The sequence below is a fragment of the Streptomyces toyocaensis genome, assembly GCF_000725125.1.
GTDB classification, from domain to species: domain Bacteria; phylum Actinomycetota; class Actinomycetes; order Streptomycetales; family Streptomycetaceae; genus Streptomyces; species Streptomyces toyocaensis.
On record NZ_JFCB01000011.1, the window covers coordinates 156,193 to 179,279 of the forward strand.

At 71.6% G+C, this 23,087-nt stretch carries 22 protein-coding genes; 15 read left to right on the forward strand and 7 right to left on the reverse strand.

Annotated features, from left to right (window positions below; translation table 11 throughout):
* Positions 1–8: 8 nt before the first annotated feature.
* The gene (locus BU52_RS14855; RefSeq protein WP_037933765.1) at positions 9–761 is read right to left on the reverse strand and encodes a Clp protease N-terminal domain-containing protein; all 753 of its coding nucleotides are present in this window, start codon (positions 759–761) and stop codon (positions 9–11) included.
* A gap of 88 nt (positions 762–849) precedes the next feature.
* Between BU52_RS14855 and BU52_RS14860 the strand changes: the two genes are divergently transcribed.
* Positions 850–1,983: a DUF2786 domain-containing protein gene (locus BU52_RS14860; RefSeq protein ID WP_037933766.1), complete on the forward strand. Its 1,134-nt coding sequence runs from the start codon at positions 850–852 to the stop codon at positions 1,981–1,983.
* A 539-nt stretch (positions 1,984–2,522) separates the two neighbouring features.
* On the opposite strand, the gene BU52_RS14865 is transcribed toward BU52_RS14860, so the two are convergent.
* Positions 2,523–3,002 (reverse strand): hypothetical protein, encoded by a 480-nt coding sequence (locus BU52_RS14865; RefSeq protein WP_037933770.1) that lies wholly within the window; start codon positions 3,000–3,002, stop codon positions 2,523–2,525.
* Positions 3,003–3,487: 485 nt separating this feature from the next.
* Here BU52_RS14865 and BU52_RS14870 point away from each other — a divergent pair, with 485 nt between their 5' ends.
* Complete coding sequence (locus BU52_RS14870; protein WP_037933773.1) at positions 3,488–3,772, forward strand: DUF397 domain-containing protein; 285 nt, start codon at positions 3,488–3,490, stop codon at positions 3,770–3,772.
* Positions 3,773–3,911: 139 nt separating this feature from the next.
* Here the strand turns inward: BU52_RS14870 and BU52_RS14875 are convergent, their stop codons facing one another.
* Complete coding sequence (locus BU52_RS14875; protein ID WP_037933774.1) at positions 3,912–4,412, reverse strand: ATP-binding protein; 501 nt, start codon at positions 4,410–4,412, stop codon at positions 3,912–3,914.
* A gap of 387 nt (positions 4,413–4,799) precedes the next feature.
* Here BU52_RS14875 and BU52_RS14880 point away from each other — a divergent pair, with 387 nt between their 5' ends.
* The 5 genes from BU52_RS14880 (at position 4,800) to BU52_RS14900 (ending at position 9,687) form a co-directional block, all read left to right on the forward strand.
* On the forward strand, positions 4,800–5,624 hold the full coding sequence (locus tag BU52_RS14880; protein ID WP_051858220.1) for a helix-turn-helix domain-containing protein: 825 nt from the start codon (positions 4,800–4,802) through the stop codon (positions 5,622–5,624).
* Positions 5,625–5,727: 103 nt separating this feature from the next.
* Positions 5,728–7,188, forward strand: a complete 1,461-nt coding sequence (locus BU52_RS14885; protein ID WP_037933885.1) for an aldehyde dehydrogenase family protein — start codon at positions 5,728–5,730, stop codon at positions 7,186–7,188.
* 50 nt (positions 7,189–7,238) lie between these two features.
* Positions 7,239–7,880: a PadR family transcriptional regulator gene (locus tag BU52_RS14890; protein WP_037933782.1), complete on the forward strand. Its 642-nt coding sequence runs from the start codon at positions 7,239–7,241 to the stop codon at positions 7,878–7,880.
* A 74-nt stretch (positions 7,881–7,954) separates the two neighbouring features.
* Positions 7,955–8,929, forward strand: a complete 975-nt coding sequence (locus BU52_RS14895; RefSeq protein WP_037933785.1) for a daunorubicin resistance protein DrrA family ABC transporter ATP-binding protein — start codon at positions 7,955–7,957, stop codon at positions 8,927–8,929.
* Positions 8,926–9,687 (forward strand): ABC transporter permease, encoded by a 762-nt coding sequence (locus BU52_RS14900; protein WP_037933787.1) that lies wholly within the window; start codon positions 8,926–8,928, stop codon positions 9,685–9,687. Before BU52_RS14895 ends, BU52_RS14900 begins: the two co-directional genes overlap by 4 nt.
* Before the next feature lie 6 nt (positions 9,688–9,693).
* Here BU52_RS14900 and BU52_RS14905 read toward each other — a convergent pair whose 3' ends face one another.
* Positions 9,694–11,103 carry a glutamate decarboxylase gene (locus tag BU52_RS14905; protein ID WP_037933888.1) on the reverse strand — a complete coding sequence of 470 codons (1,410 nt, stop codon included), beginning with the start codon at positions 11,101–11,103 and terminating at the stop codon, positions 9,694–9,696.
* Between the two features lie 205 nt (positions 11,104–11,308).
* Between BU52_RS14905 and BU52_RS14910 the strand changes: the two genes are divergently transcribed.
* Positions 11,309–12,070, forward strand: coding sequence for a MerR family transcriptional regulator (locus tag BU52_RS14910; protein ID WP_037933789.1), 762 nt, complete (start codon positions 11,309–11,311; stop codon positions 12,068–12,070).
* A gap of 187 nt (positions 12,071–12,257) precedes the next feature.
* Positions 12,258–13,163, forward strand: coding sequence for a DedA family protein (locus BU52_RS14915; protein WP_037933792.1), 906 nt, complete (start codon positions 12,258–12,260; stop codon positions 13,161–13,163).
* A gap of 65 nt (positions 13,164–13,228) precedes the next feature.
* Here the strand turns inward: BU52_RS14915 and BU52_RS14920 are convergent, their stop codons facing one another.
* Positions 13,229–13,861: a TetR/AcrR family transcriptional regulator gene (locus tag BU52_RS14920; protein WP_037933797.1), complete on the reverse strand. Its 633-nt coding sequence runs from the start codon at positions 13,859–13,861 to the stop codon at positions 13,229–13,231.
* Between the two features lie 112 nt (positions 13,862–13,973).
* Between BU52_RS14920 and BU52_RS14925 the strand changes: the two genes are divergently transcribed.
* A complete protein-coding gene (locus tag BU52_RS14925; protein WP_037933800.1) occupies positions 13,974–14,951 on the forward strand; it encodes a GNAT family N-acetyltransferase in 978 nt (325 codons plus the stop codon).
* Between the two features lie 23 nt (positions 14,952–14,974).
* Complete coding sequence (locus BU52_RS14930; protein WP_157847871.1) at positions 14,975–15,550, forward strand: zinc-binding dehydrogenase; 576 nt, start codon at positions 14,975–14,977, stop codon at positions 15,548–15,550.
* A gap of 219 nt (positions 15,551–15,769) precedes the next feature.
* On the opposite strand, the gene BU52_RS14935 is transcribed toward BU52_RS14930, so the two are convergent.
* Together BU52_RS14935 and BU52_RS14940 are read right to left on the reverse strand one after the other, a co-directional pair.
* A complete protein-coding gene (locus BU52_RS14935) occupies positions 15,770–17,464 on the reverse strand; it encodes a threonine/serine exporter family protein (RefSeq protein ID WP_037933804.1) in 1,695 nt (564 codons plus the stop codon).
* A gap of 131 nt (positions 17,465–17,595) precedes the next feature.
* Positions 17,596–18,087, reverse strand: coding sequence for an inorganic diphosphatase (locus BU52_RS14940; protein ID WP_037933890.1), 492 nt, complete (start codon positions 18,085–18,087; stop codon positions 17,596–17,598).
* Between the two features lie 79 nt (positions 18,088–18,166).
* On the opposite strand from BU52_RS14940, the gene dacB reads away from it, so the two are divergent.
* The 4 genes from dacB (at position 18,167) to hpt (ending at position 22,907) form a co-directional block, all read left to right on the forward strand.
* The gene (dacB, locus tag BU52_RS14945; protein WP_078903243.1) at positions 18,167–19,792 is read left to right on the forward strand and encodes a D-alanyl-D-alanine carboxypeptidase/D-alanyl-D-alanine endopeptidase; all 1,626 of its coding nucleotides are present in this window, start codon (positions 18,167–18,169) and stop codon (positions 19,790–19,792) included.
* A gap of 134 nt (positions 19,793–19,926) precedes the next feature.
* Positions 19,927–21,060 (forward strand): zinc-dependent metalloprotease, encoded by a 1,134-nt coding sequence (locus tag BU52_RS14950; protein ID WP_037933807.1) that lies wholly within the window; start codon positions 19,927–19,929, stop codon positions 21,058–21,060.
* A 192-nt stretch (positions 21,061–21,252) separates the two neighbouring features.
* Positions 21,253–22,278 (forward strand): tRNA lysidine(34) synthetase TilS, encoded by a 1,026-nt coding sequence (gene tilS, locus BU52_RS14955; protein WP_037933811.1) that lies wholly within the window; start codon positions 21,253–21,255, stop codon positions 22,276–22,278.
* Positions 22,279–22,346: 68 nt separating this feature from the next.
* Complete coding sequence (gene hpt / locus BU52_RS14960; RefSeq protein WP_037933814.1) at positions 22,347–22,907, forward strand: hypoxanthine phosphoribosyltransferase; 561 nt, start codon at positions 22,347–22,349, stop codon at positions 22,905–22,907.
* Positions 22,908–23,087 lie beyond the last annotated feature (180 nt).

Sequence of the window (23,087 nt, forward strand, 5' to 3'; positions counted from 1 at the left end):
CCGGCGGGTCAGCCCTCCTGCGCGGGCTCGTCCTCGGTGCGCGTCGTCTCGACGTACTGGGCCAGCATCTCGGTGACGTACCGCTCGGTGGCCCCCTTGCTGATGCCGAGTCCGCTGAGGAGGCCGTCGCCGTTCTCGTGTTCGAGGAGCGCGAGCAGGATGTGCTCGGTGCCGATGTAGTTGTGGCCGAGGCGGAGGGCCTCGCGGAAGGTCAGCTCCAGGACCTTCTTGGCCGCCGGGCCGTACGGCACCAGCTCGGGGGCGTCCTCGACGGCCGGCGGGAGTGCCGCGCGGGCGGCCTCGCGCACCGCCTCCACGGTGACGCCCTGCTCGGAGACCGCCTTGACCGCCAGCCCCTGCGGCTCGGTCAGCAGGCCGAGGACCAGGTGCTCGGGGAGGCCCTCGGCGTTCCGCGCGGCCCGCGCCTCGTTGTGTGCGGCCATGACCGTGTTGCGGGCGCGGGGCGTGTAGCGGTTGAAGCCCTGGTTCGGGTCGAGGTCGTTGCCCTCCTTGGGCACGAAGCGCTTCTGGGCCGCCTGCCGGGTGACCCCCATGCTCTTGCCGATGTCCGTCCAGGAGGCGCCCGAGCGCCGGGCCTGGTCCACGAAGTGCCCGATCAGGTGGTCGGCCACGTCACCGAGGTGCTCACCCGCGAGCACCGCGTCCTGGAGCTGTTCGAGAGGTTCCTCGTGGACCTTCTTGATGGCCGCGATGAGGTCGTCGAGACGTACGGATGACTTGATGGCGGGGTTCGTCGTCATGTGTCAACCGTAAGTTGACAGTTCGCGACTGTCAACCCGAAGTTGACACTTGCGGGTGACGTCCCGGAGACATGGCACGATCGAACCCGTGAGCACGTCCAGCACCGTCGACCGCGCCTTCCGCGCCGCCCTCTACGACACCGGTGACACCGCCCTCGACACCGGCGCGTCCCTGCTCGCCGCCGATCCGGCGGCCGACGCCGAGCTGTCCCGGCGGGGTGAGGAACTCGTGGCGACCGCCTGGCGGCGCGGCTGGCAGCCCGCCGACGTCGTACGCGTCGTCCGGCGCGAACTGGACGACACCCACGTGCGGCTGGTCTCCGCGCTGATCCGCGCGCAGGCGCCGCGCGACGACACTCCCCGGGGGTCGCGCTGGAGTGCCCAGCTGGCCCGGCTCGGGGGAGAGGGAGCCGGCCCCGCCCCGCGCGGCGACCGCTTCGCGTACGCCACGGCCGTGCTGGAGCTGTACCGCCTGCTGCTGCGGCTGCCCGCCCTGGAACCGCTCGACGGGACGGCGGGCCGCCCCACCCCGTCGGACCGGCGGCCGGAGTCCCGGATGCTCGGCCGCATCCGCGCGCTGCTGGCCAAGGCGGAGGCCACGGGGTTCCCGGAGGAGGCGGAGGCGCTCAGCGCCAAGGCGCAGGAGCTGATGGCGCGGCACAGCGTCGACGAGGCGCTCCTCGCCGCGCGGGCACCCTCGGCCGAGACCCCGGGCGCCTGCAGGATCGGGGTGGAGCCGCCGTACGAGCAGGCCAAGGCGGTGCTGCTCGACGCGGTCGCCGGCGCCAACCACTGCCGGGCCGTGTGGAACGAACCGCTCGGCTTCTCCACCGTGGTGGGCTTCGCCCCCGACCTGGAGGCGGTCGAACTCCTCTACACCTCGCTGCTGGTGCAGGCCACCACCGCGATGACCAGTGCGGAGGCGGCGCAGCGTGCGGGCGGACGGAAGCGGACCAAGACCTTCCGTCAGTCCTTCCTCGCGGCGTACGCCCACCGCGTGGGAACGCGCCTCGCGGCCGCCGCCGAGACCCAGGTGAGCGACGACCTGCTGCCGGTGCTCGCCTCCCGCGCCATGGCGGTCACCGACCGGACGGACAGGCTGTTCCCGGAGACGACCACCACCCGGTTGCGCGGGGTGAGCGACGCGGCGGGCTGGGAGGAGGGCGCCCGCGCGGCGGACGGCGCCCAGGTCAGGGCACGCCCACACCTCCCCGGAGCCTGACCCGACATCGCCCGGACGGAGCCCGGGCCGTGTCCGGACGGGGCCCGGGAGCCCGGGACGTTCACGGACGGGCCCGGACCCGGCCATGCGCCCACCTCGGGCAGCCCTCGGCTCCATCGATGGGCAGTCCCAGAGGGCAGTCCGGCCACCAGCGGGGGCCGACCCAGGTCACGCACACCGGCTCGGCTCCAGGGCATTCGGCCCCGGCCGACCGCACGGGCTCGGGAGTCAGCCCGGTCACGGACCCGGGCCCCAGGGGCCGTCCCGGTCGCGGGGCACGGGCGGGGGTCTTCCCCGTCACGGGACCACCAGGTACCGGCCCGGTGCGGGTCACCAGCAGGGACCGGCCGGTCGCGGGCCACCACCAGGTACCGGCCCGGCCCCGCGTACCGGCCTCGAGAATTCAGCCCGGCTGTCGGCAGGGCCCCAAGCGTCGGCCCGGCCACGGGCGACTGCCCGGCCCCAGGCACTCGGCCCGGCCGTCGGCAGGAGCCCCGGGCGGAGCGCCGGGAGGACCAGCCCCGGCTCTCGGCAGGGGGCTACGAACCCAGCCCGGTCGTCGGCAGCCCCGTCGGGAGCTTGCCGCCCTCGGCCTTCGTGTACGTCTCGGCACCGAGGCCGCCCTCCCAGGTGACCTTCAGGGTGGTCCCGTCGACGGAGTCGACCGCGCCCTTCGCCCGGTCCTTGGTCCCGTCGGTGCACGTCAGGCTGATCGTGGAGCTTCCACCCCGCTCCCGCGCGGTGCCGCTGCACACCGTGCCACCCGTGGCGAAGAGGGCCGCCTCCTCGCCGTTGATCATCAGGGCAACGGCCTTGCCCTCGGCCGTGGTGAGCCAGCTGCCCTCCAGCTCGCCCGCCGGGGCACCGTTCGCCCCGGAACCCCCGGTGCCGCCGTCGGCGTCGGTGGTCGCCGTGGCGGACGGGGTGGGACGCGCCGAGTCGTCCTGGTCCCCGGAGCCGTCCCCGCCGCACGCCGTCAGCGCGAGCGCGCCGGCCAGACCCACGGCCGCGACGGCCACCCGCGCGCGCCGGGAGCGAGGCCCGCGCGACCCGCGCGGGAGCGGCGAACACGCACCAGCGACTCCCGCGCCCCCGGCGCCCTCCGCGCCCATCGAGCTCACCGAAGCGTCCGAAGCCTCCGAAGTCACTGCAAGCCCCCTTGCTGTGGCCGGCCCCGTCGGCCGGACGACCGGAGTCAGCTAACAGGAACCGCCCGCCGCCCGGCCAGCCCTCCGTGACACACCTCGCACCCTCCGCGGCCCACCCCACCAGAACGGCACACGAGGGAACACAAAAGCCCCCGGTTGCGTCTCTAAGGGGGCGGGGCGTCGGTAAAGCGTCCGTCAAAGCGGGCACAGCACGACCGTCGGCGCTGTAATCGCAGGAACACCGCGCGTGCACGTGCATCTGCCCATGCATATGCACTTGAACAAAGCTATGATCCCGGTCAGTTGACTACTGCATCAATGGCCACACCAGCCAGTGCACCAGCGGGGAGCGACCTGTGGACCACGACGTGTACGACGGTGACGTGTACGACGGTGCCGACGCGCCCGGCGTGTACAACGGCATGGCGGCCACCGGGCTGGACGGAGTGGCCTGGCAGAAGAGCAGGCACAGCAACTCGCAGGGGTCCTGTGTGGAGTTCGCCCGGTTGCCCGGCGGAGAGGTCGCCATGCGCAACTCCCGCTTCCCCGACGGCCCCGCGCTCGTCTACACCCGCGCGGAGATCGAGGCCATGCTGCTGGGCGTGAAGGACGGCGAGTTCGACCACCTGGTCGTCGGCTGAGACCTTCCGGGCGGGGTGCCCGAGCCCGGGGGCGGAGGCGGGCGGTCCGCGCCTGCGTGTACGGAGGAAGGGGCCGGAGGCGCCCAGGAGGTGGTGACGCGTGTAGGCCCGCGGCGCGCGGACGGGGCGCGGTGCGGGTCTACGCGCGGCCGGGTCCCGGCCGGTCGGCGGGACGCGGGAGCCGGAACAGCGCCCAGACCACCTTGCCGCTGAGCGCGCCCGCCAGCGGGTGCCAGCCCCAGCCGTCGCTGAAGGAGTCGACCAGGAACAGCCCGCGGCCGGACTCGGCGGAGAAGTCGCCGGAGTCGCGGGCGACGGGGCTGTCGTCGCTGGGGTCGCGCACCGCGCACACCAGTCGCTCGCTCCACCGCAGCAGGTGCAGCCGGACCGGCGGTTCCTGTGGTGCCATCCGCGGCGCGCCGGCGGGCAGCGCGTGGCGCAGGGCGTTGGTGACCAGCTCGGAGACCACCAGGCACACGTCGTCGAAACGGTCGCTCAGGTCCCACTGGTCGAGGGTCGCGCGAGTGAACTGCCGTGCGTCGCGCACCGCTTCGTAGCGGGCGGGGAGGGCGCAGGAGGCGGCGTCGGAGGCGGCCGCGAGGTTCAGCGGCGGAAGGCCCTGCCGTAACGGCTCGAGCATGGTCGATCCATTCGTCCCCATGCGAGGCACTCCCGGGAATTCGCGGTCGTAGCGAGCGGCGGTGGTGCGGGGACCATGGTTTCGGATGCGTACAGCAGATGCAAGGGCAGATGCACGTGCAGCTGACCGAAATCAGCCTGCCCGTACTGGTTTGTTGGCCAATTTTTCCGTCATCTTCCCGTCCTCTCCTGGCTGCTCTGCTGTCTCCTCGTTGCTCCGCCCCTGCCCGTTCCGTGCCACTTCCTGAGCGGAAACCTCGGCTCGATTCCGTTTGTGTAACCGGGCGAGTACTGCTCGAAGTGTTTTAGTGGCAGACTGCGGGCCCTGAAGACGTTGGGGAGGCTGGCGAACGTGAGCGCGGGAGAGCCGGGATCGGTGGTGCGGCGCATGCTGCTCGGATCACAACTCAGGCGACTGCGTGAGGCGCGGGGGATCACGCGCGAGGCGGCGGGCTATTCGATCCGCGCCTCCGAATCGAAGATCAGCCGTATGGAGTTGGGCCGGGTGAGCTTCAAGACCAGGGATGTGGAGGATCTGCTCACGCTGTACGGCATCACGGACGAGCAGGAGCGGACCTCACTGATCGCCCTCGCCAAGGAGGCCAACGTCGCGGGCTGGTGGCACAGTTATTCGGACGTGCTGCCGAGCTGGTTCCCGACCTACGTCGGCCTGGAGGGCGCGGCCTCGCTGCTGCGCGCGTACGAGGTGCAGTTCGTGCACGGTCTGCTGCAGACGGAGGAGTACGCCCGCGCGGTGGTGCGGCGGGGCATGAAGAGCGCGAGCGACGCCGATGTCGAGCGGCGGGTGGCGCTGCGTCTGGAGCGGCAGAAGTACCTGGTCGCCGAGAACGCCCCCGAGTTCCACGTCGTCCTCGACGAGGCCGCCCTGCGCCGGCCGTACGGCGACCGCGCGGTGATGCGCGGGCAGCTCCAGCACCTGATCGACGTCTCCGAGCGGCCCAATGTCCGACTGCAGGTCGTGCCGTTCGGCCTCGGCGGGCACTCCGGTGAGTCGGGCTCCTTCACCATCCTCAGTTTCCCCGAGTCCGACCTGTCGGACGTCGTGTACATGGAGCAGCTGACCAGCGCGCTGTACCTCGACAAGGCCGAGGACGTGGCCCAGTACGAGAAGGCGCTCAAGGAGCTCCAGCACGACAGCCCGGGTCCGTCGGAGAGCCGGGACCTCCTGCGGGGATTGCTGCAACTCTCCTGAGGTTTCCCCTCAACTCGGTTGAAACATCAGTACGATGACGTGCAATCAGACCGCGCGGTCGGTCGGTGTTCTGCTGATGCAGCAAGGGATCGAGGGGGATCACATGTCGTCGTACTTCACGGACCTGGCTCAGCAGTACATAGACGGTGAGTGGCGCCAGGGGACGGGCTCCTGGGACATCATCGACTTCAACCCGTACGACGACGAGAAGCTCGCGTCGATCACGATAGCCACGGTCGACGAGGTCGACCAGGCGTACCGGGCGGCCGCCCGCGCGCAGAAGGAATGGGCGGCGACCAATCCGTACGCCCGCCGCGCGGTGTTCGAGAGGGCGCTGAGACTGGTCGAGGAGCGCGAGGAGGACATCGCCGAGGCGATCGTCGCCGAGCTCGGCGGGACGCGGTTGAAGGCGGCCTTCGAACTGCACCTCGCCAAGGAGTTCCTGCGCGAGGCGGTCCACCTGGCGCTGCGTCCCGAGGGCCGGATCATCCCCTCGCCGGTGGACGGCAAGGAGAACCGCGTCTACCGCGTGCCCGTCGGCGTCGTGGGCGTGATCAGCCCCTTCAACTTCCCGTTCCTGCTGTCCCTGAAGTCGGTCGCCCCCGCGCTCGCCCTCGGCAACGGCGTGGTGCTCAAGCCGCACCAGAACACGCCGATCGTCGGCGGCTCGCTGGTCGCGAAGATCTTCGAGGACGCCGGCCTGCCCGGCGGTCTGCTGAACGTGCTCATCACCGACATCGCGGAGATCGGCGACGCCTTCCTGGAGCACCCGGTCCCGAAGGTCATCTCCTTCACCGGCTCGGACCAGGTCGGCCGCCACGTGGCGACCGTCTGCGCCTCCCTCTTCAAGCGCTCGGTGCTCGAACTGGGCGGCAACAGCGCCCTGGTGGTCCTCGACGACGCCGACCTCGACTATGCCGTGGACGCGGCCGTGTTCAGCCGCTACGTCCACCAGGGCCAGGTCTGCATGGCCGCCAACCGCGTCCTGGTGGACCGCGTGGTGGCCGACGAGTTCACCGAGAAGTTCGTCGCCAAGGTCAGGTCCCTCAAGGCCGGTGACCCGCGGGACCCGGAGACCGTCATCGGCCCGGTGATCAACTCGCGGCAGGCGGACGCCCTGACCGGTGTCGTCGAGCAGGCGCTCGCCGAGGGCGGCACCGCCCTGGTGCGGGGCGCGCGCAGGGAGAACCTGGTCGAGCCGTCCGTCATCACCGGCCTGCCCGCGGACTCGGCCCTGCTGCAGCAGGAGGTCTTCGGACCCGTGGCCTTCCTCGTCCCGTTCGACGGCGAGGACGAGGCCGTACGCATCGTCAACGACACCCCGTACGGGCTCAGCGGTGCCGTGCACACCGGTGACATCGAGCGGGGCGTGAGCTTCGCCAAGCGGATCGACACGGGGATGTTCCACGTGAACGACGGCACCGTGCACGACGAGCCGATCGTCCCCTTCGGCGGCGAGAAGCACTCGGGCAGCGGCCGGCTCAACGGTGACACCATGCTGGACGCCTTCACCACGACGAAGTGGATCTCGGTGCAGCACGGGCGGAGCGGCTTCCCGTTCTGAACGGGCAGGGCAGCCCCCGGGGCCGTCCCCGGGGGTCCTACGCTGGGCACATGTCAGTGATCCGTCTCCTCGTGCTCGGCGCGGTGCGCCAGCACGGGCGGGCCCACGGCTACCAGGTGCGCAACGACCTGGAGTACTGGGGCGCGCACGAGTGGTCCAACGCCAAGCCCGGCTCGATCTACCACGCGCTGAAGCAGATGGCCAAGCAGGGCCTGCTGCACGCGCACGAGGTCGCCCCGTCCACGGCCGGCGGCCCGCCGCGCACCGAGTACGAGATCACCGAGCAGGGCACCGAGGAGTACTTCCGGCTGGTGCGGGAGGCGCTGACCGCCTACGACCAGAAGCCGGACGTGCTCTCGGCGGGGCTCGGCTGCATGGTCGACCTCGACCGCGCGGAGGTTCTCGACCTCCTGGAGCGGCGGGTGCGCTCCATCGGAGAGTGGCGCAGGGCCGTCACCGAGTACTACACGCCCGAGGACGGGCCCGGGCAACTGGGCCACATCGGGGAGATCATGAACTTCTGGGTCCACTCCGCGGACACCGGCGCCGAGTGGACCCGTGCCCTGATCGAGCGCATCCGGGGCGGCGCCTACACCTTCAGGGGAGAGGGCGAGCCGTTCGTCGGCGTCCTGGCGGAGGGTGAGGAGAACCCCTACGCGACGGGGGAGCGGCATCCCGGAGACAGTCGCTAATCAAGTTTGACCAGAGGGGAGGACGGGTATTACGCTCCTGCTTGTAGTCAAGTTTGACTAGCGAGGGAGTGTCAGTGGCCGACGCGGCGATCACCGTCGAGGAAGCACGCAAGACGTACGGCGGAAGTGGCGCCAAGAACGGCAGACCCGCACTGGACGGGCTCGACCTCACGGTCGCGCGCGGCACGGTGCACGCGGTGCTCGGGCCGAACGGCGCGGGCAAGACCACCCTGGTGAGGATCCTGGCCACCCTGCTCCGCCCTGACGCGGGCCGCATCGAGGTGGCGGGACACGACGTCGTGCGCGAGGCGTACGCGGTGCGGCTGCGCATCGGCCTGCTCGGCCAGCACGCGGCGCTCGACGAGGAGCTCGGTGGCCGGCAGAACCTGGAGCTGTTCGGCCGCCTGCACCACCTGGGCGCCCGGCGCGCACGTGCGCGTGCGGACGAACTCCTGGAGCGCTTCGAGCTCTCCGCCACCGGACGCAAGCCGGTCAAGCAGTACAGCGGCGGCATGCGCCGGCGGCTCGACCTCGCCGCCTCCCTGATCACCGAACCGGAGGTGCTCTTCCTGGACGAACCGACCACCGGCCTCGACCCGCGCGGCCGCGCGGAGGTGTGGGGCTCCGTGCGCTCCCTGGTCGGCGGCGGTACGACGGTCCTCCTGACCACCCAGTACCTGGAGGAGGCCGACCAGCTCGCCGACCGCATCTCGGTGGTGGACGCCGGCCGCGTCATCGCCGACGGCACGGCGGACGAGCTCAAGGCGGCCACCGGCGGCGACCGCATCGACGTCGTCCTGCGCGACGCCGGGCACCTGGGGGCGGCCGTCGCCCTGCTGCCCGTACCGCAGGACGTGGTCACCGTGGACACCGACCGGCGGCTGCTGAGCGCCCCGGTCACCGACCGCATGGCGACCCTGGCCGGGGTCGTCCGCGCGCTGGAGGACGCGGGCATCGAGGCCGAGGACATCGCCCTGCGCAGACCGACGCTCGACGAGGTGTTCCTGCACCTGACCGGGCCCGACGACCGAGTGAAGGAGGCCGCGTGACCACCTACGCGCTGACCGACTCCTGGACCATGACCCGCCGCGAACTCGCCCGCTGGGGGCGGCAGCCGGTCACGGTCGTCGTGAACCTCGTCTTCCCGGTGATGCTCCTGCTGATGTTCGGCTACCTGGTCGGCGGCGGCCGGGGCGTGAGCGGCGAGTACCTCGACTTCCTGGTGCCCGGCATGCTCGCGCTCACGATGGCCTTCGGCCTGGAGGGCACGATGGTCGCCGTCACCCAGGACCTCACCAAGGGGGTCATCGACCGCTTCCGTTCCATGCCCATGGCCAACGGCGCGGTGCTGGTCGGCCGGTCCGCCGCCGACATGCTCCAGTCCGCGCTCGGCCTGGCGGTGCTGCTCGCCGTCGCCGCCGCCCTCGGCTGGCGCGTGAACGGCGGTCCCGCGGGCTTCCTGGGTGCCGTGGGACTGCTCCTGCTGTTCCGGTTCGCGATGCTGTGGATCGGCATCCACCTCGCGCTGGTGGCCGGGAAGCCGGAGCTGGTCCAGGCCGTGCAGATCCTGGTCTGGCCGGTCGGCTTCCTGTCCAACGCCTTCGCCGCGCCCGGGTCCATGCCCGACTGGCTGGGCACGGTCGTCCAGTGGAACCCCCTGTCCCAGACCGCCACCGCGGTCCGCGACCTCTTCGGCAGCCCCGGCGGGGAACCGGGGCACGTGTGGGCCGCCGTCGTATGGCCGCTGGCGCTGCTCGCCGTGTTCTTCCCGCTGGCGGTCCGCCGGTTCGCGCGGCTCAGCCGGTAGCCGGGGTCAGTGGTGGAAGGCGGTGGCGGCGTTCCTGTCACGGGTGAGGGGGCGCTGCTGCCGGCGCAGGTCCGGCAGCAGCCGGGCCAGGTCCTCGGCGAACATGTCCGCGAGGTCCTCCGAGAAGCCGTTGCGGCACACCACCCGCAGCACCGAGAGGTCCTCGCGGTTCGCCGGGAAGGTGTACGCGGGCACCAGCCAGCCGTTCTCCCGCATCCGCCGGGACACGTCGAAGACGTCGTACGCCGTCACCTCCGGCGCGGTCGTGAAGGCGAACACGGGCAGTTCGTCGCCCCGGGTGAGCAGGCGGAAGTCACCCAGCGACTCGAGCCGCGCGGACAGGCGCGTGGCCACGTCCCGTGAGGCCCGCTGCACCGCGCGGTAGCCGTCCCGGCCCAGCCGCAGGAACGTGTAGTACTGCGCCACGACCTGCGCGCCCGGCCGGGAGAAGTTCAGTGCGAAGGTCGGCATGTCGCCGCCCAGGTAGTTCACCCGGAAGACGAGCTCCTCCGGTAGCGCGTCCGCGTCCCGCCACAGCGCCCAGCCGACGCCCGGGTAGACGAGCCCGTACTTGTGCCCGGAGGTGTTGATCGACGCCACGCGCGGCAGGCGGAAGTCCCACACCAGGTCCTCGTCGAGGAAGGGCGCGATCATCCCGCCGGACGCCGCGTCGACGTGCACGGGGATGTCGAGACCGGTGCGCTCCTGGAGCTCGTCGAGCGCCGCGCACAGGTCCGCGACCGGCTCGTACGACCCGTCGAAGGTGGAGCCCAGGACGCCCACGACCCCGATGGTGTTCTCGTCGCAGAGCTCGGCGGCGGCGCGCGGGTCGAGGTGGAACCGTTCGCCCTCCATCGGCACCTGACGGGCCTCCACCTCCCAGAAGGCGCAGAACTTGTCCCAGCAGATCTGGACGTTGACGCCCATGACGAGGTTGGGCCGGGCGTCCCGCGACGGGTAGCGGTCGACGTTGCGGCGCATCCAGCGCCGCTTCAGCGCCATCCCGGCGAGCATGCATGCCTCGCTCGAACCGGTGGTCGAACAGCCCACGGCCGCCGAGGGATCGGGCGCGTGCCACAGGTCGGCGAGCATCGCCACACAGCGCCGCTCCAGCTCGGCCGTGCGCGGGTACTCGTCCTTGTCGATCATGTTCTTGTCCCGGCACTCCGCCATCAGGACCCCGGCCTGGGGCTCCATCCAGGTGGTCACGAAGGTGGCCAGGTTCAGCCGCGCGTTGCCGTCCAGCATCAGCTCGTCGTGGACCAGCTGATACGCCGTCGACGGCGCCATCGGCGCGGTGGGCATCCGGTGCCTGGGCGGCGCCTCGGTCATGTCGCCGACCGGGTTCGCCGGCCCCAGGAAGGGGTTGACGGACATGGGGCGCTCGTCGTGCTGCGGGCCTTCGTGGAGCGGCATGGGTGTCTCCTGGTCTCGGGAACGACGGGGGTGAGGAAAGTCGCCGTCCAGCTCCGTGCCGGCCGAGCGGGCCATGCCGATGGCGGCGAGCACGACGGACACGCACAGCACGATAAAGGGACGAGGCGGACAAATCAGGAACCTGCTTGCACCTCACGCGGCGTGAGGACCCAGGCTGGAGCACGGAAACCGGAAAGGAGCGGAAGTGAGCTACTCCGTGGGACAGGTGGCCGGCTTCGCCGGCGTCACGGTGCGTACCCTGCACCACTACGACGGCATCGGCCTGCTCGTGCCCAGCGAGCGCAGCCACGCGGGGCACCGGCGTTACAGCGACGCCGACCTCGACCGGCTGCAGCAGATCCTGTTCTACCGCGAGCTCGGCTTCCCGCTCGAGGAGGTCGCCGTGCTGCTCGACGACCCGGACGCGGACCCGCGCGCGCACCTGCGCCGCCAGCACACCCTGCTGACCGCCCGGATCGAGAGGCTGCAGAAGATGGCGGCCGCCGTGGAACACGCGATGGAGGCACGCACGATGGGGATCAATCTGACGCCGGAGGAGAAGTTCGAGGTGTTCGGGGACTTCGACCCCGACCAGTACGCGGACGAGGTCCAGGAGCGATGGGGCGGGACCGACGCCTACCGCCAGTCGCAGCGGCGGGCGGCCTCCTACAGCAAGGAGGACTGGCAGCGGATCCAGCGCGAGGCCGACGACCTCACCCGGCGGTTCGTCGGGTTGATGGAGGCGGGGGAGCCGGCGGACTCCGAGGCGGCGATGGACGCCGCCGAGGCCCACCGCCAGGGCATCTCCCGCAACCACTACGACTGCGGGCACGAGATGCACACCTGCCTGGGTGAGATGTACGTCAACGACGAACGTTTCACGCGAAACATCGACCAGGCGAAGCCCGGTCTCGCCGTCTACATGCGGGACGCGATCGTCGCGAACGCCACGCGACACACCTCCTGAGCGTCGTGGCCCGGCACACTTCCGGGCCACGACCAGCGGTGATCACCCATGGCTCCGGCTCACGGCTTTCTCCGGGGCGGGGGACAGTGCATGCTGGATACCCCGCGGAACCTGGGCCTCGACGGCTGCGTTCATAATTTGGGCAGCCAGCCCAGCCCTTACCCCCCAGTGCAGGAGCCACATCCCCGTGACCACGCTTGCGCTCGGCCCTGAGTGGCTGAGCCCGGACTACCTGATCGAGACCTTCAGCCTTCCCGGCATCCTGCTGATCGTCTTCGCGGAATCCGGACTCTTCGCGTTCCTGCCCGGTGACTCCCTGCTCTTCACGGCGGGTCTCTTCGTGGCCGAGGGCACCTACATCAGCCAGCCGCTGTGGCTGGTGTGCACGCTGATCGTGATGGCCGCGGTCATCGGCGACCAGGTCGGTTACATGATCGGCAAGTTCTTCGGGCCCAGGCTGTTCAACCGGCCCAACTCCAAGCTCTTCAAACAGGAGAACCTGGAGAAGGCCCACGAGTTCATGGAGAAGTACGGCCCCAAGGCGATCGTCCTGGCCCGTTTCGTGCCGATCGTGCGTACCTTCGCCCCCATCGTCGCGGGCGCCGGCCGCATGAAGTACCGCACGTTCCTCACGTACAACCTCATCGGCGGTGTCGCCTGGGGCTGCGGTGTCACCCTCGCCGGGTACTGGCTCGGCCAGATCGAACTCATCAAGACCAACATCGAGCCGATCCTCGTCCTGATCGTCCTGATCTCCGTGGTGCCCATCATCATCGAGTACCTGCGCGAGCGCGGGAAGAAGAAGCGCGCCGCCGCCGAGGCCCCGGCCGCCGCCCCGCAGTACGCCCAGCCCCCGGTGATGGACGATGCCACCACCCAGCTGCGCCGCATCACCCCGGCCACCCCGCCGCCGCCCCAGCAGAGCTACGGCAACCAGGGCTACCCCCAGCAGCCCCAGCAGCCCCAGCAGGGCTACCCGCAGCAGCCCCAGCAGGGCTACCCGCAGCAGCCCCAGCAGGGCTACCCGCAGCAGCCCTACGGCGACGAGCAGTACCACAGCCAGAACCGGCAGCAGCCCTACAACCGCGGCTAGTCGACGACCCGGGACTGCAGTCCCGGGTTCGTACCCCGTCAGCAGCGCCAGGCTCCTCCCGTGCCTCAGGTATCCCGCGAGGAGCCCGGGGCCGTGTCGGTCCCGGGCCCGGCGAGCCGGGCCACGAAGTCGTCGAGCATGGCGATCTGCACGTCCTCGGGAAATCGTCCGGGGTCGAAGAGTGCCTGGACGACGAGTCCGTGGACGAAGGCGACGGCGGCGGAGGCCAGTTGGCCGGTGTCGGCGTTCGAGGGGATCTCCCCGAGGCCACGTGCCGTCTCGAGATGAGGACGGAAAGTGTCGCGCAACCTCGCGTAGCGGTCGCCCTGCTGGGCGGTCAGCGTCTCGTCGGCGAGGGACAGGTCCCAGGAGCTGACCCAGATCCGGTTACGGGCGGTGTCGGCCGGCGTGAGCGGCAGGATGTCGAGCAGCATGGCCCGTACGGTGGGCAGGCCGTCGGCGGGAGGAGTCCGGCGCGGGCGTCCCGCCGTGTCCTGTTCCAACAGGTCCAGTGCGTGCGTGACAAGGGCCCGTTTGCTCGGGAAGTAGTGCGTCAGCATGCCGGTCGAGGCGCCCATCTCGGCGGCGACGGCGCGCAGTGTCAGACCACCGAATCCTTTGGCGGCAAGGACGCGCCACACCGCCTCGGACACGTCCTTGCGGCGAGCTTCGTGATCTCCGGGTGCGGGCGGCGCCATGCCGCTACCCTACATACCAAACGCTTGTTACGTACCTCCTCGCCCCGTGCCCGCCGGCAGTTCCCCTGTCGGCGTTTCCGGCCGGCTCGACCTGGAAGGCGGCGGAACGTCCATGTTCATCAGCCCGCTCGACGACCACGCGCAACTCCGCCCTCTGGAACCCTGGCAGGCACCGGAGTTTCTGGCGCACATCGACCGGGCCCGCCCCCTGGTCGACCCGTGGATCCCCTGGGCGTCGCTCACCACCGACTTCGCCTCGGCCGGCGCGACCCTCCAGCGCTACGCCGACCTCTCGTCCTCCGACAGCGGCCGGATATACGGGATCTGGCTGGACGGTGTGCTCGTCGGCGGCGTCATGTTCACCCGCTTCGACACCTCCTCGGGAGTGTGCGAGATCGGCTGCTGGCTGGAGGAGGCCGGGCAGGGCCGAGGGCTGGTGACCCGCGCGTGCCGGGCACTGATCGACTGGGCCTTCTCCGAACGCGGGATGAGCAGGGTCGAGTGGTGGGTCGCCTCCGGCAACACCCGCAGCATCGCGTCCGCGCGCCGTCTGGGCATGACCCGGGACGGCGTGCTCCGGCAGCGCTATCCGTACCGCGGGCTGCGGCACGACAGCGAGGTGTGGTCCGTCCTGGCGCAGGAGTGGCCGCCCGCAGGGGATCGGTCCGTGTCCACGTCCGGGGACCAGGCGGAGATCGACCGGCTGATGGGCCGGTTCATGGACTCCTTCACCAACACCGGCGGAAGGCGCGCCGATCTCCAGGTCATCCGCGAGCTGTTCGTCCCGGAGGGGAGGATCATCTCGAACATCGGGAACGACCCCGTGATCATGGACGTGGACGCGTTCGTCGAGCCGCGTCAGAAGATCCTCACCGACGGAACGCTGACGGAGTTCTCCGAGTGGGAGGTTTCCGAGCGCACGGAGATCTTCGGATCGGTCGCGCACCGGTTCTCCGAGTACCGCAAGTCCGGAGTGCGGGAGGGAGCGCGCTTCGAGGGACACGGCCACAAGACCACCCAGTTCCTCCGGACCCGGGCAGGCTGGAGGATGTCGTCCATGGCCTGGGACGACGAACCGGCCCGTCCTTAGAAGTGCTTCCGCTGACGGACGTCATGGCGACCGGGGTCCACGCCGTCTTCCCTGCCGATGTCCGGCCGGGTTCGACCGTGGTCGTCCTCGGGGACGGCGCCGTCGGGCTGTGCGCGGTGCTCGCCGCCCGGCGCGCCCGAGCCGGACGGATCATCCTCGTCGGCCGGCATCCCGACCGCAGTGACCTGGCCAAGCGCGTGGGGGCGACCGACGTCCTGGCCGCGGTCGACCCGGTGACCGTCGGCTTCGTCCGGGAGGAGACCGAAGGCGGTGCCGGCGGCGTCGCCGAGTGCGCGGGAACCCAGTCCGCCCTCGACCTCGCGATCGACCTGGTCCGGCCCGGCGGCACGATCGGATCCGTCGGGGTCCCCAGCGGCGTGGACCGCGTCGACCTCTACCGGCTGTTCCGCCACAACATCGCCCTGCGGGCCGGGGTGGCTCCGGCCCGCCGCTACCTTGAACCCCTGCTCGCGGAAGTCCTCGCAGGTCAGCTCGACCCCTCACCGGTACTTTCGACCGACCTGCCCCTGGACGCCGTCGCGACCGCCCATCAGGCCATGAACACGCGCCAAGCCACCAGGATCGCCATCCGGCCATGACGCACGGGGCGCGGCGACGACGGGGTTGGCACCCGTCGTCCCGTGGCCCGCAGGTGACCGAGGTGGACCGGGATGCGTGGTCGGACTGAACCGGCCCAAGGGGCACAGGCCGTGTCGACAGTCCTTCGCCGGGCGGGCGCGAGCCGCCCCTGCCGGTCCGCGGTCGCCCCGCCCCAGGCCGACCGCGAGCCGTGGAACCACCGCCGACGGCACCCCGCGCTAGAACCCCCGTGTCCGCTTCGCCGCCCGGCGCTTCTCGGGGGAGCCGATCCGCAGGAAGATCCGGGAGATCTCCGACCCGAGGTTCACCCCGATCGCGATGGCCGTGGCCAGTGCCACGGCCTTCGTGAGGAACGTCAGACCCGACTCGATCTCGTTCTGGGCGATGCCCAGCAGACCGAAGTACGTGGCCGAACCGGGCAGCAGCGGGCCGATCGCCGCCGTCGTGTACGGCAGCGCGGACGCGAAGCGGTAGCGGGCCAGCAACTGCCCGAACAGCCCGACCACGCCGGCCGCCACGGCCGTGGACGCCACCGGCGAGATGCCGCCCGTGTAGTGCATCGCGCCGAACACCACCCAGGCGACCCCGCCGTTCAGGGTCACCATCAGCACGGTGGACCGCTCCTGCTGGAGCAGCACGGCGAAGGCGAGCGACAGGGCCAGTGACGCGGCGATCTGCAGCAAGGGCTGCGGATCGCCGCCGAGCGCCGCGTCCGGGTTCAGCTTGGCGCCCAGCTGCACGCCGAAGTACAGGACCGTGAGCACCCCGGTCACGATGCCCACGAAGAAGTACAGGACCTCCAGCAGGCGCGCGGAGGCCGTGATGTAGAAGCCGGTCAGGCCGTCCTGCACACCCGCCACCAGCGCCCGTCCGGGCAGCAGGGCGAACAGCCCACCGGTGATCACCGCCGACGCCTTCACGTCCGCGTGCGCCAGCGTCAACGCCACCCCGATCGCGGCCGGCGGCATCGCCGCCGCCGTGAACTGGTAGAACTCCGGCAGCCCCCGGCCGGCGCACAGCCAGGCCAGCCGGTCGCCGAGCATCGCGCCGATCGCGGCCGACACGAACACCAGGAAGCCACCGCCGACGAGCACCGAGGCCGCCCCCGCGAGCAGCCCGCTCGCCGCGGTCAGCACCCAGCCGGAGTACGGGTGCCGGTTGCGGCGGATCTCCGCCAGCCGCCGGTAGGCCTCCTCCAGGGAGACGTGCGTCTCGCTGTCGCTGAGGTCGTCCACCAACTGGTAGACGGCCGCCAGCCGGGTGTAGTCGGGGCTGCGGCGGCGCACCGTGCGGGAGGCGGTCACCGGGTCGTCGACCAGGGACGGCTGGTAGGAGATCGCCAGCAGGGTGAAGGTGACGTTGGGCTCGCAGCGGTCCAGGCCGTAGGAGCGGCACACGGCGAACATCGCCGCCTCCACGTCCTCGGCGCCCTCACCGCCCGCCAGCAGCAGCTCCCCGATACGCAGCGTCAGGTCGAGCACGCGCGGCACGGCCGGCCCCGACTCGTCGTGCCGCTGCACCGGCTCCGGCGCCGGCCGCTCGGTCACCGGCATCCGCAGCATCGTGCGCATCCGGTCCTGCCACGGCACGTCCCGGGTCAGGCTGACGAGCGGTATCCCGGTCGGCGGGGTGAACGCCGGCGGCTGCTGCGCGCTGTAGGTACGGGGCGGGTTGAACGCCGACCCCTCGGAATCGGCCGGGTGCGCGGGCGCCACGTCCAGTCCGTCCGGCACCGCGAACTCGGAGGTCGTCTCGGACTCCGTACCCGTCTTCGGGACGGCGAGCCCCCGGGGAACGGCGAACTCCGACGTCGTCGACGACTCGGGCTCGGCCGTCGCCGCGACACCCACGGGAGGCTGGAAAGCGCTCCTCGCCTCGTCCGACTGCGGCTTGCGGTCCTCCGCGTCCGTCACGTGCCCTTCGCTCCCTGTACGACAAGACCGTTCTCTAGCCTGCCCCGTTCCGCCTCAGTATGCGCACGCGCAACAGAACGGGCCGCACGCACGCGTGCGGCCCGCTCTGTTGTCTCGCAGCGGGGGACGGCTCAGTGGCCGCCCGTCTCCTCGAAACGCTTGTAGGACCGCTCGATCTCGGCCTCGGCGTCCACCCGGCCCACCCAGTTGGCGCCCTCGACCGACTTGCCCGGCTCCAGGTCCTTGTAGACCTCGAAGAAGTGCTGGATCTCCAGGCGGTCGAACTCCGACACGTGGTGGATGTCGCGCAGGTGCTCCACACGCGGGTCCGTCGACGGGACGCACAGCAGCTTGTCGTCGCCGCCCGCCTCGTCCGTCATGCGGAACATGCCGATCGCGCGGCAGCGGATCAGGCAGCCCGGGAACGTCGGCTCGTCCAGGATGACCAGCGCGTCCAGCGGGTCGCCGTCCTCACCGAGGGTGTTCTCGACGAAGCCGTAGTCGGTCGGGTAGGCGGTCGAGGTGAAGAGCCGACGGTCCAGGCGGATCCGACCCGTCTCGTGGTCCACCTCGTACTTGTTCCGCGAACCCTTCGGGATCTCGATCGTGACGTCGAACTCCACCGGACGCTCCTCCATGATCAGCACATAGTTCTGGTGGTTAAGTGTCCCTCACGCAGGTGTGTGATCGCGAAAGGGGCTGGTGGTCGTGCCAGAGCTGAGGCCTTGGCGGGCCGCGAGACCGCACGTCGTGCGGATCGCGGACGCCGTACGGCCGCGTCTCGCCCGGGCCGCGGGGACCGTACGACCACGTCTGGCGCGCGTCGCCGCGGCCGTCGGGCCACGGTTCGCGCGGCCGGACGGGCCGGGATCACCACGGGTCCCGCGGGTCGCGCGGCCGAAGACCTGGCAGTTCACCGCGACCGCCGCCACCGCCGGTCTGGCGCTGGCCGCGGGTGTGGTGACCGCCGCCGGTCCCTGGGACTCCTCGGGTCAGCGTACGGCCGAGCGGGACCGGGCCGTGGCTCTGGAAGCCTCGCGTGGCACAGATCACGGCGGCGCCCGCGCCCGCGCCGGTACGCCGCCCCGCGCACCGCAGGCCGTCCCTCCGGCCGCCTCCGTGCTCACCGGTCTCGGCGGCACCGCCACCACCGTGCGGACCGCGCCCGCCGCCAAGCCCCTCGCGGGCCGCCTCGACCCGCTGCTGAGGACCCCGGCGCTCGGCCGCCGTTCCGCCGCCGTGGTCGACGTGGCCACCGGGAAGCGGCTGTACGGCACCGGCTCGGCGGACGCGTTGATCCCCGCCTCGACCACGAAGATCGCCACCGCGGTCGCCGCGCTCTCCGCGATGGGCGCCGACCACCGCCTCACCACGCGCGCGGTGTACGAACCCGACACCAGGGAGGTCGTCCTGGTCGGCGGCGGCGACCCCACGCTCACCGCCCGCAAGGAGGCCCGGGGGTTCGCCAGTCTGCGCGAGCTCGCCGAGCTGAGCGCGGCCGCGCTGGCCAAGCGCGGTGTGCGCGAGGTGACGCTGTCGTACGACACGACCCTCTACAAGGGCGCCACGACCCACCCGATCGGGGTCAATCCCAATCTGGCCGCCGTCACCCCCCTGATGGCCGACGAGGGCCGTACCGACGACTCCACCAGCGGCCCCGCCCCGCGGGTGGCGGACCCCGCGGCCGACGCCGCGCGCACGTTCGGCGACCTGCTGAAGGGACACGGCATCAAGGCCACGCCCCCCGGCCCGTCGAAGTCCACCACCCGGGCCACCACCCTCGCCACGGTCTCCTCGCCCCCGCTCGCCGCCCTCGTCGAGCGGATGATGACCAACAGCGACAACGACATCGCCGAGGCCCTCGCCCGGCACACCGCCCTCGCCACCGGCAGGCCGGCCGACTTCGCCGGGGGCGGCGCGGCGATCACCGCCCGTCTGAGGCAGCTCGGCCTCCCGATCGCCGGCGTCGACGTCAAGGACGGCAGCGGCCTCGACCGGCGCGACAGGCTCACCGCCGACGCGCTCACCGCCCTGCTGGTCAAGGCCGGCGACCCCGCCCACCCCGAGCTGCGCGCCGCCCTCACCGGGCTGCCCGTCGCCGGCTTCACCGGCACCCTCGCAGGCCGCTACACCGACGGGGCGGCGGGCGTCGTACGGGCCAAGACCGGAACGCTCACCGGGGTGAACACCCTGGCGGGCACCGTCGTGGACAAGGACGGGCGGCTGCTGGCCTTCGCCTTCCTGGCGAACGGCACCGCGGGCCCGGCGGCCGCCCAGTCCGCCCTGGACAAGGCGGTCACCGCGCTGGCGGCGTGCGGCTGCCGGTGACCGTCACCGGAAGGGGCGCCGGACCCTGCCGATGTGCGGCGCCGGCGCGCAACCCGGGGCCCGGCGAACCTCCCGGTCACGCCCCGTCACTCGCCGCCCTGCCCCAAGCCGGGGCACTCACGTACGGTTGACGCATGACGAGCATCGGTGGTGCTGCTTCTTCCGGGATGATCGACTGGAATCTCGCGGTCGCGACGGCGACCCGGCTCATGCGGCCGGGTCCGGACGTGAGCCGGGACGAGGCCCGGGCCGTCGTCGCGGAACTGCGCCGGCACGCGAAGGCCTCGGAGGAACACGTCCGCGGTTTCACTCGTCTGGGCACCGAGGAGACCCATGACACCCCCCTCCTCGTCGTCGACCGCCCCGGATGGGTCCGGGCCAACGTCGCCGGCTTCCGCGAACTGCTCAAGCCGCTCCTCGAAAAGATGCAGGAGCGCCGCGGCAGCAGCCCCGGCAACGCGGTCCTCGGCGCCGTCGGCGGCAAGGTCACCGGAGTGGAACTGGGTGTGCTGCTGTCCTTCCTGGCCTCCCGCGTCCTCGGCCAGTACGAGACCTTCGCCCCCCCGAGCCGCGACCTCCCGGCCGGCGCGGGCGGCGGCGGCCGACTGCTGCTCGTCGCCCCCAACATCGTCCACGTGGAGCGGGAACTCGACGTCGAACCGCACGACTTCCGCCTGTGGGTGACCCTCCACGAGGAGACCCACCGCACCCAGTTCACCGCCGTGCCCTGGCTGCGGGACCACCTGGAGGGCGAGATCCAGTCGTTCCTGGGGGAGACCGACGTCGACCCCATGACCCTCCTGGAGCGCGTCCGCGAAGCGGCCCAGTCGCTCGCCGGCGGCCGTCCCGAGGGCGAGGAGGGCGACGAGGGGCGCTCCCTCGTCGAGATCGTGCAGACGCCCGCGCAACGCGAGATCCTCGGCCGTCTCACCGCAGTGATGTCCCTGCTGGAGGGACATGCCGACTTCGTGATGGACGGTGTCGGTCCCCAGGTCGTGCCGAGCGTCGCCGAGATCCGCGAGAAGTTCCAGCAGCGCCGCGCCAAGGGCGCCTCCCGCCTCGACATGGCCCTGCGCAAGCTGCTCGGCCTGGACGCCAAGCTGCGGCAGTACCGCGACGGCGAGCGCTTCGTGCGCGCGGTCGTCGAGGAGGTGGGCATGGACGGCTTCAACCGCGTGTGGACGTCGCCCAACACGCTCCCCACCAAGGCGGAGATCGCCAAACCGGCGGACTGGATCACTCGGGTGCACCGCAAACCGGAAGCGTGAGCCCCGCGCCCCTGCCGTGCGAAGGATCCGGCCGATGGCAGACGGACGCCCCTCCAATCACCCGTCCGAGGGACCGTGGGCTTCGGGCAGGCGTGCAATGCTCGGGGAACGGCCCGGTTCTGTCACCATCTACACACTCTGAGTGACCGAACCTCGGGCTTGCCCCCCGAAAATTCACGAAGGGAACCGGACATGGGTCCCCATCCTGCGGTCGCGGCGATACGCCTGGCGGTCCGCCGCGTCCTGACCGACATCCTCGACGACCACGGCCGCACGCACGGCCGGCTCCCGCACGAGCGGTCCTCCTCCCCGCTCGTGCTCGTGGCCTGTTCCGGTGGTGCCGACTCCATGGCGCTCGCCTCGGCGCTCGCCTTCGAGGCCCCACGGCTCGGCGTCCGCGCCGGCGGCGTCACCGTCGACCACGGCCTCCAGGCCGGCTCCGACCTGCGCGCCGCCGAAGTCGTCGTACGCCTGCGCGAACTCGGCCTGGACCCCGTCACGTCCGTCGCCGTCACCGTCGGCCGGGAGGGAGGGCCCGAGGCGGCCGCCCGGGACGCCCGCTACGCCGCCCTGGACGCCGCCGCCGAACGGCACGGCGCCGCCGCCGTCCTCCTCGGTCACACCCGCGACGACCAGGCCGAGACCGTCCTGCTCGGCCTCGCCCGCGGTTCCGGCATCCGCTCCCTGTCCGGGATGGCCGCGGTCTCGGGGGCCGACGGCCGTTACCGGCGGCCCTTCCTCCAGCTCGACCGGCAGACCGCCCGCACGGCCTGCATGGCGCAGTCCCTCCCCGTCTGGGACGACCCGCACAACGCCGACCCCGCCTACACCCGCTCCCGGATCCGCCACGAGGGCCTGCCCGCCCTGGAGAAGGCCCTCGGCAAGGGCGTCGTCGAGGCCCTCGCCCGTACGGCCCAGCTCTCCCGCGACGACGCCGACGCCCTGGACGCCTGGGCCGGCCGGGCCGAGGCCGGCGTCCGGGACGCCGACGGCCGTCTCGAGTGTGCCGCGCTGCACGCCCTGCCGCCCGCCGTGCGCCGCCGTGTGCTGCGCCGTGCCGCCATCGAGGCCGGTTCCCCGGCCGGATCGCTGTTCGCCCGCCACATCGAGGAGGTCGACCGGCTGATCACCGGCTGGCGCGGCCAGGGGGCCATCAATCTCCCCGGCCGGGTCGTCGCCCGCCGGCAGGGTGGCAGACTGGTGATTCGGCAGGGCTGAATCCGGACCCCACCGACCCGTTCGAGTCGCGGGACGGACCGGACCGGCCGGTGGGACGACCGAAAGTGATGCGGGTGGACGCGAAAGACATGGGTGCCGACCTCGAGAAGGTGCTCATCACCAAGGAAGAGATCGACGCCAAGCTGGTGGAGCTGGCCGCGAAGATCGACGCGGAGTACGCGGGCAAGGACCTGCTGATCGTCGGTGTGCTCAAGGGCGCGGTGATGGTGATGGCCGACCTCGCCCGGGCGCTGTCCACCCCCGTCACGATGGACTGGATGGCCGTGTCGTCGTACGGGGCGGGCACCCAGTCCTCCGGTGTGGTGCGGATCCTCAAGGACCTCGACACCGACATCAAGGGCAGGCACGTCCTGATCGTCGAGGACATCATCGACTCCGGGCTGACCCTGTCCTGGCTGATCTCCAACCTCGGCTCGCGCGAGCCCGCATCCCTCAAGGTGTGCACGCTGCTGCGCAAGCCCGAGGCCGCCAAGGTCGCCATCGACGTGGAATGGGTCGGGTTCGACATCCCCAACGAGTTCGTGGTCGGTTACGGCCTGGACTACGCCGAGAAGTACCGCAATCTCCCGTTCGTCGGTACGCTCGCCCCCCACGTCTACGGCGGCTGAACCCCGGGGCCCGGCCCGCCGTACGGTGATCGGGAACCCCGGCGGGCTCCGCGGCGTTGGAGCAGGCGTGGACGCGAATGCCGGCTGTCCCCCGCAGCTTCGGGGGACCATGCTGGGGTACCGTCCGAAGAACAGCCTTTATCAAACTCACTATGGCAGGAGGGACGGGGCGGCACCGCT

What these genes read in the sequence shown, in the direction of transcription:
- BU52_RS14855 (WP_037933765.1), bottom strand. Translation starts at nt 761, where the DNA reads ATGACGACGAACCCCGCCATCAAGTCATCCGTACGTCTCGACGACCTC.
- BU52_RS14875 (WP_037933774.1), bottom strand. Translation starts at nt 4,412, where the DNA reads ATGCTCGAGCCGTTACGGCAGGGCCTTCCGCCGCTGAACCTCGCGGCC.
- BU52_RS14880 (WP_051858220.1), top strand. Translation starts at nt 4,800, where the DNA reads ATGCTGCTCGGATCACAACTCAGGCGACTGCGTGAGGCGCGGGGGATC.
- BU52_RS14885 (WP_037933885.1), top strand. Translation starts at nt 5,728, where the DNA reads ATGTCGTCGTACTTCACGGACCTGGCTCAGCAGTACATAGACGGTGAG.
- BU52_RS14890 (WP_037933782.1), top strand. Translation starts at nt 7,239, where the DNA reads ATGTCAGTGATCCGTCTCCTCGTGCTCGGCGCGGTGCGCCAGCACGGG.
- BU52_RS14905 (WP_037933888.1), bottom strand. Translation starts at nt 11,103, where the DNA reads ATGCCGCTCCACGAAGGCCCGCAGCACGACGAGCGCCCCATGTCCGTC.
- BU52_RS14920 (WP_037933797.1), bottom strand. Translation starts at nt 13,861, where the DNA reads ATGGCGCCGCCCGCACCCGGAGATCACGAAGCTCGCCGCAAGGACGTG.
- BU52_RS14925 (WP_037933800.1), top strand. Translation starts at nt 13,974, where the DNA reads ATGTTCATCAGCCCGCTCGACGACCACGCGCAACTCCGCCCTCTGGAA.
- BU52_RS14930 (WP_157847871.1), top strand. Translation starts at nt 14,975, where the DNA reads ATGGCGACCGGGGTCCACGCCGTCTTCCCTGCCGATGTCCGGCCGGGT.
- BU52_RS14950 (WP_037933807.1), top strand. Translation starts at nt 19,927, where the DNA reads ATGACGAGCATCGGTGGTGCTGCTTCTTCCGGGATGATCGACTGGAAT.
- tilS (WP_037933811.1), top strand. Translation starts at nt 21,253, where the DNA reads ATGGGTCCCCATCCTGCGGTCGCGGCGATACGCCTGGCGGTCCGCCGC.
- hpt (WP_037933814.1), top strand. Translation starts at nt 22,347, where the DNA reads ATGCGGGTGGACGCGAAAGACATGGGTGCCGACCTCGAGAAGGTGCTC.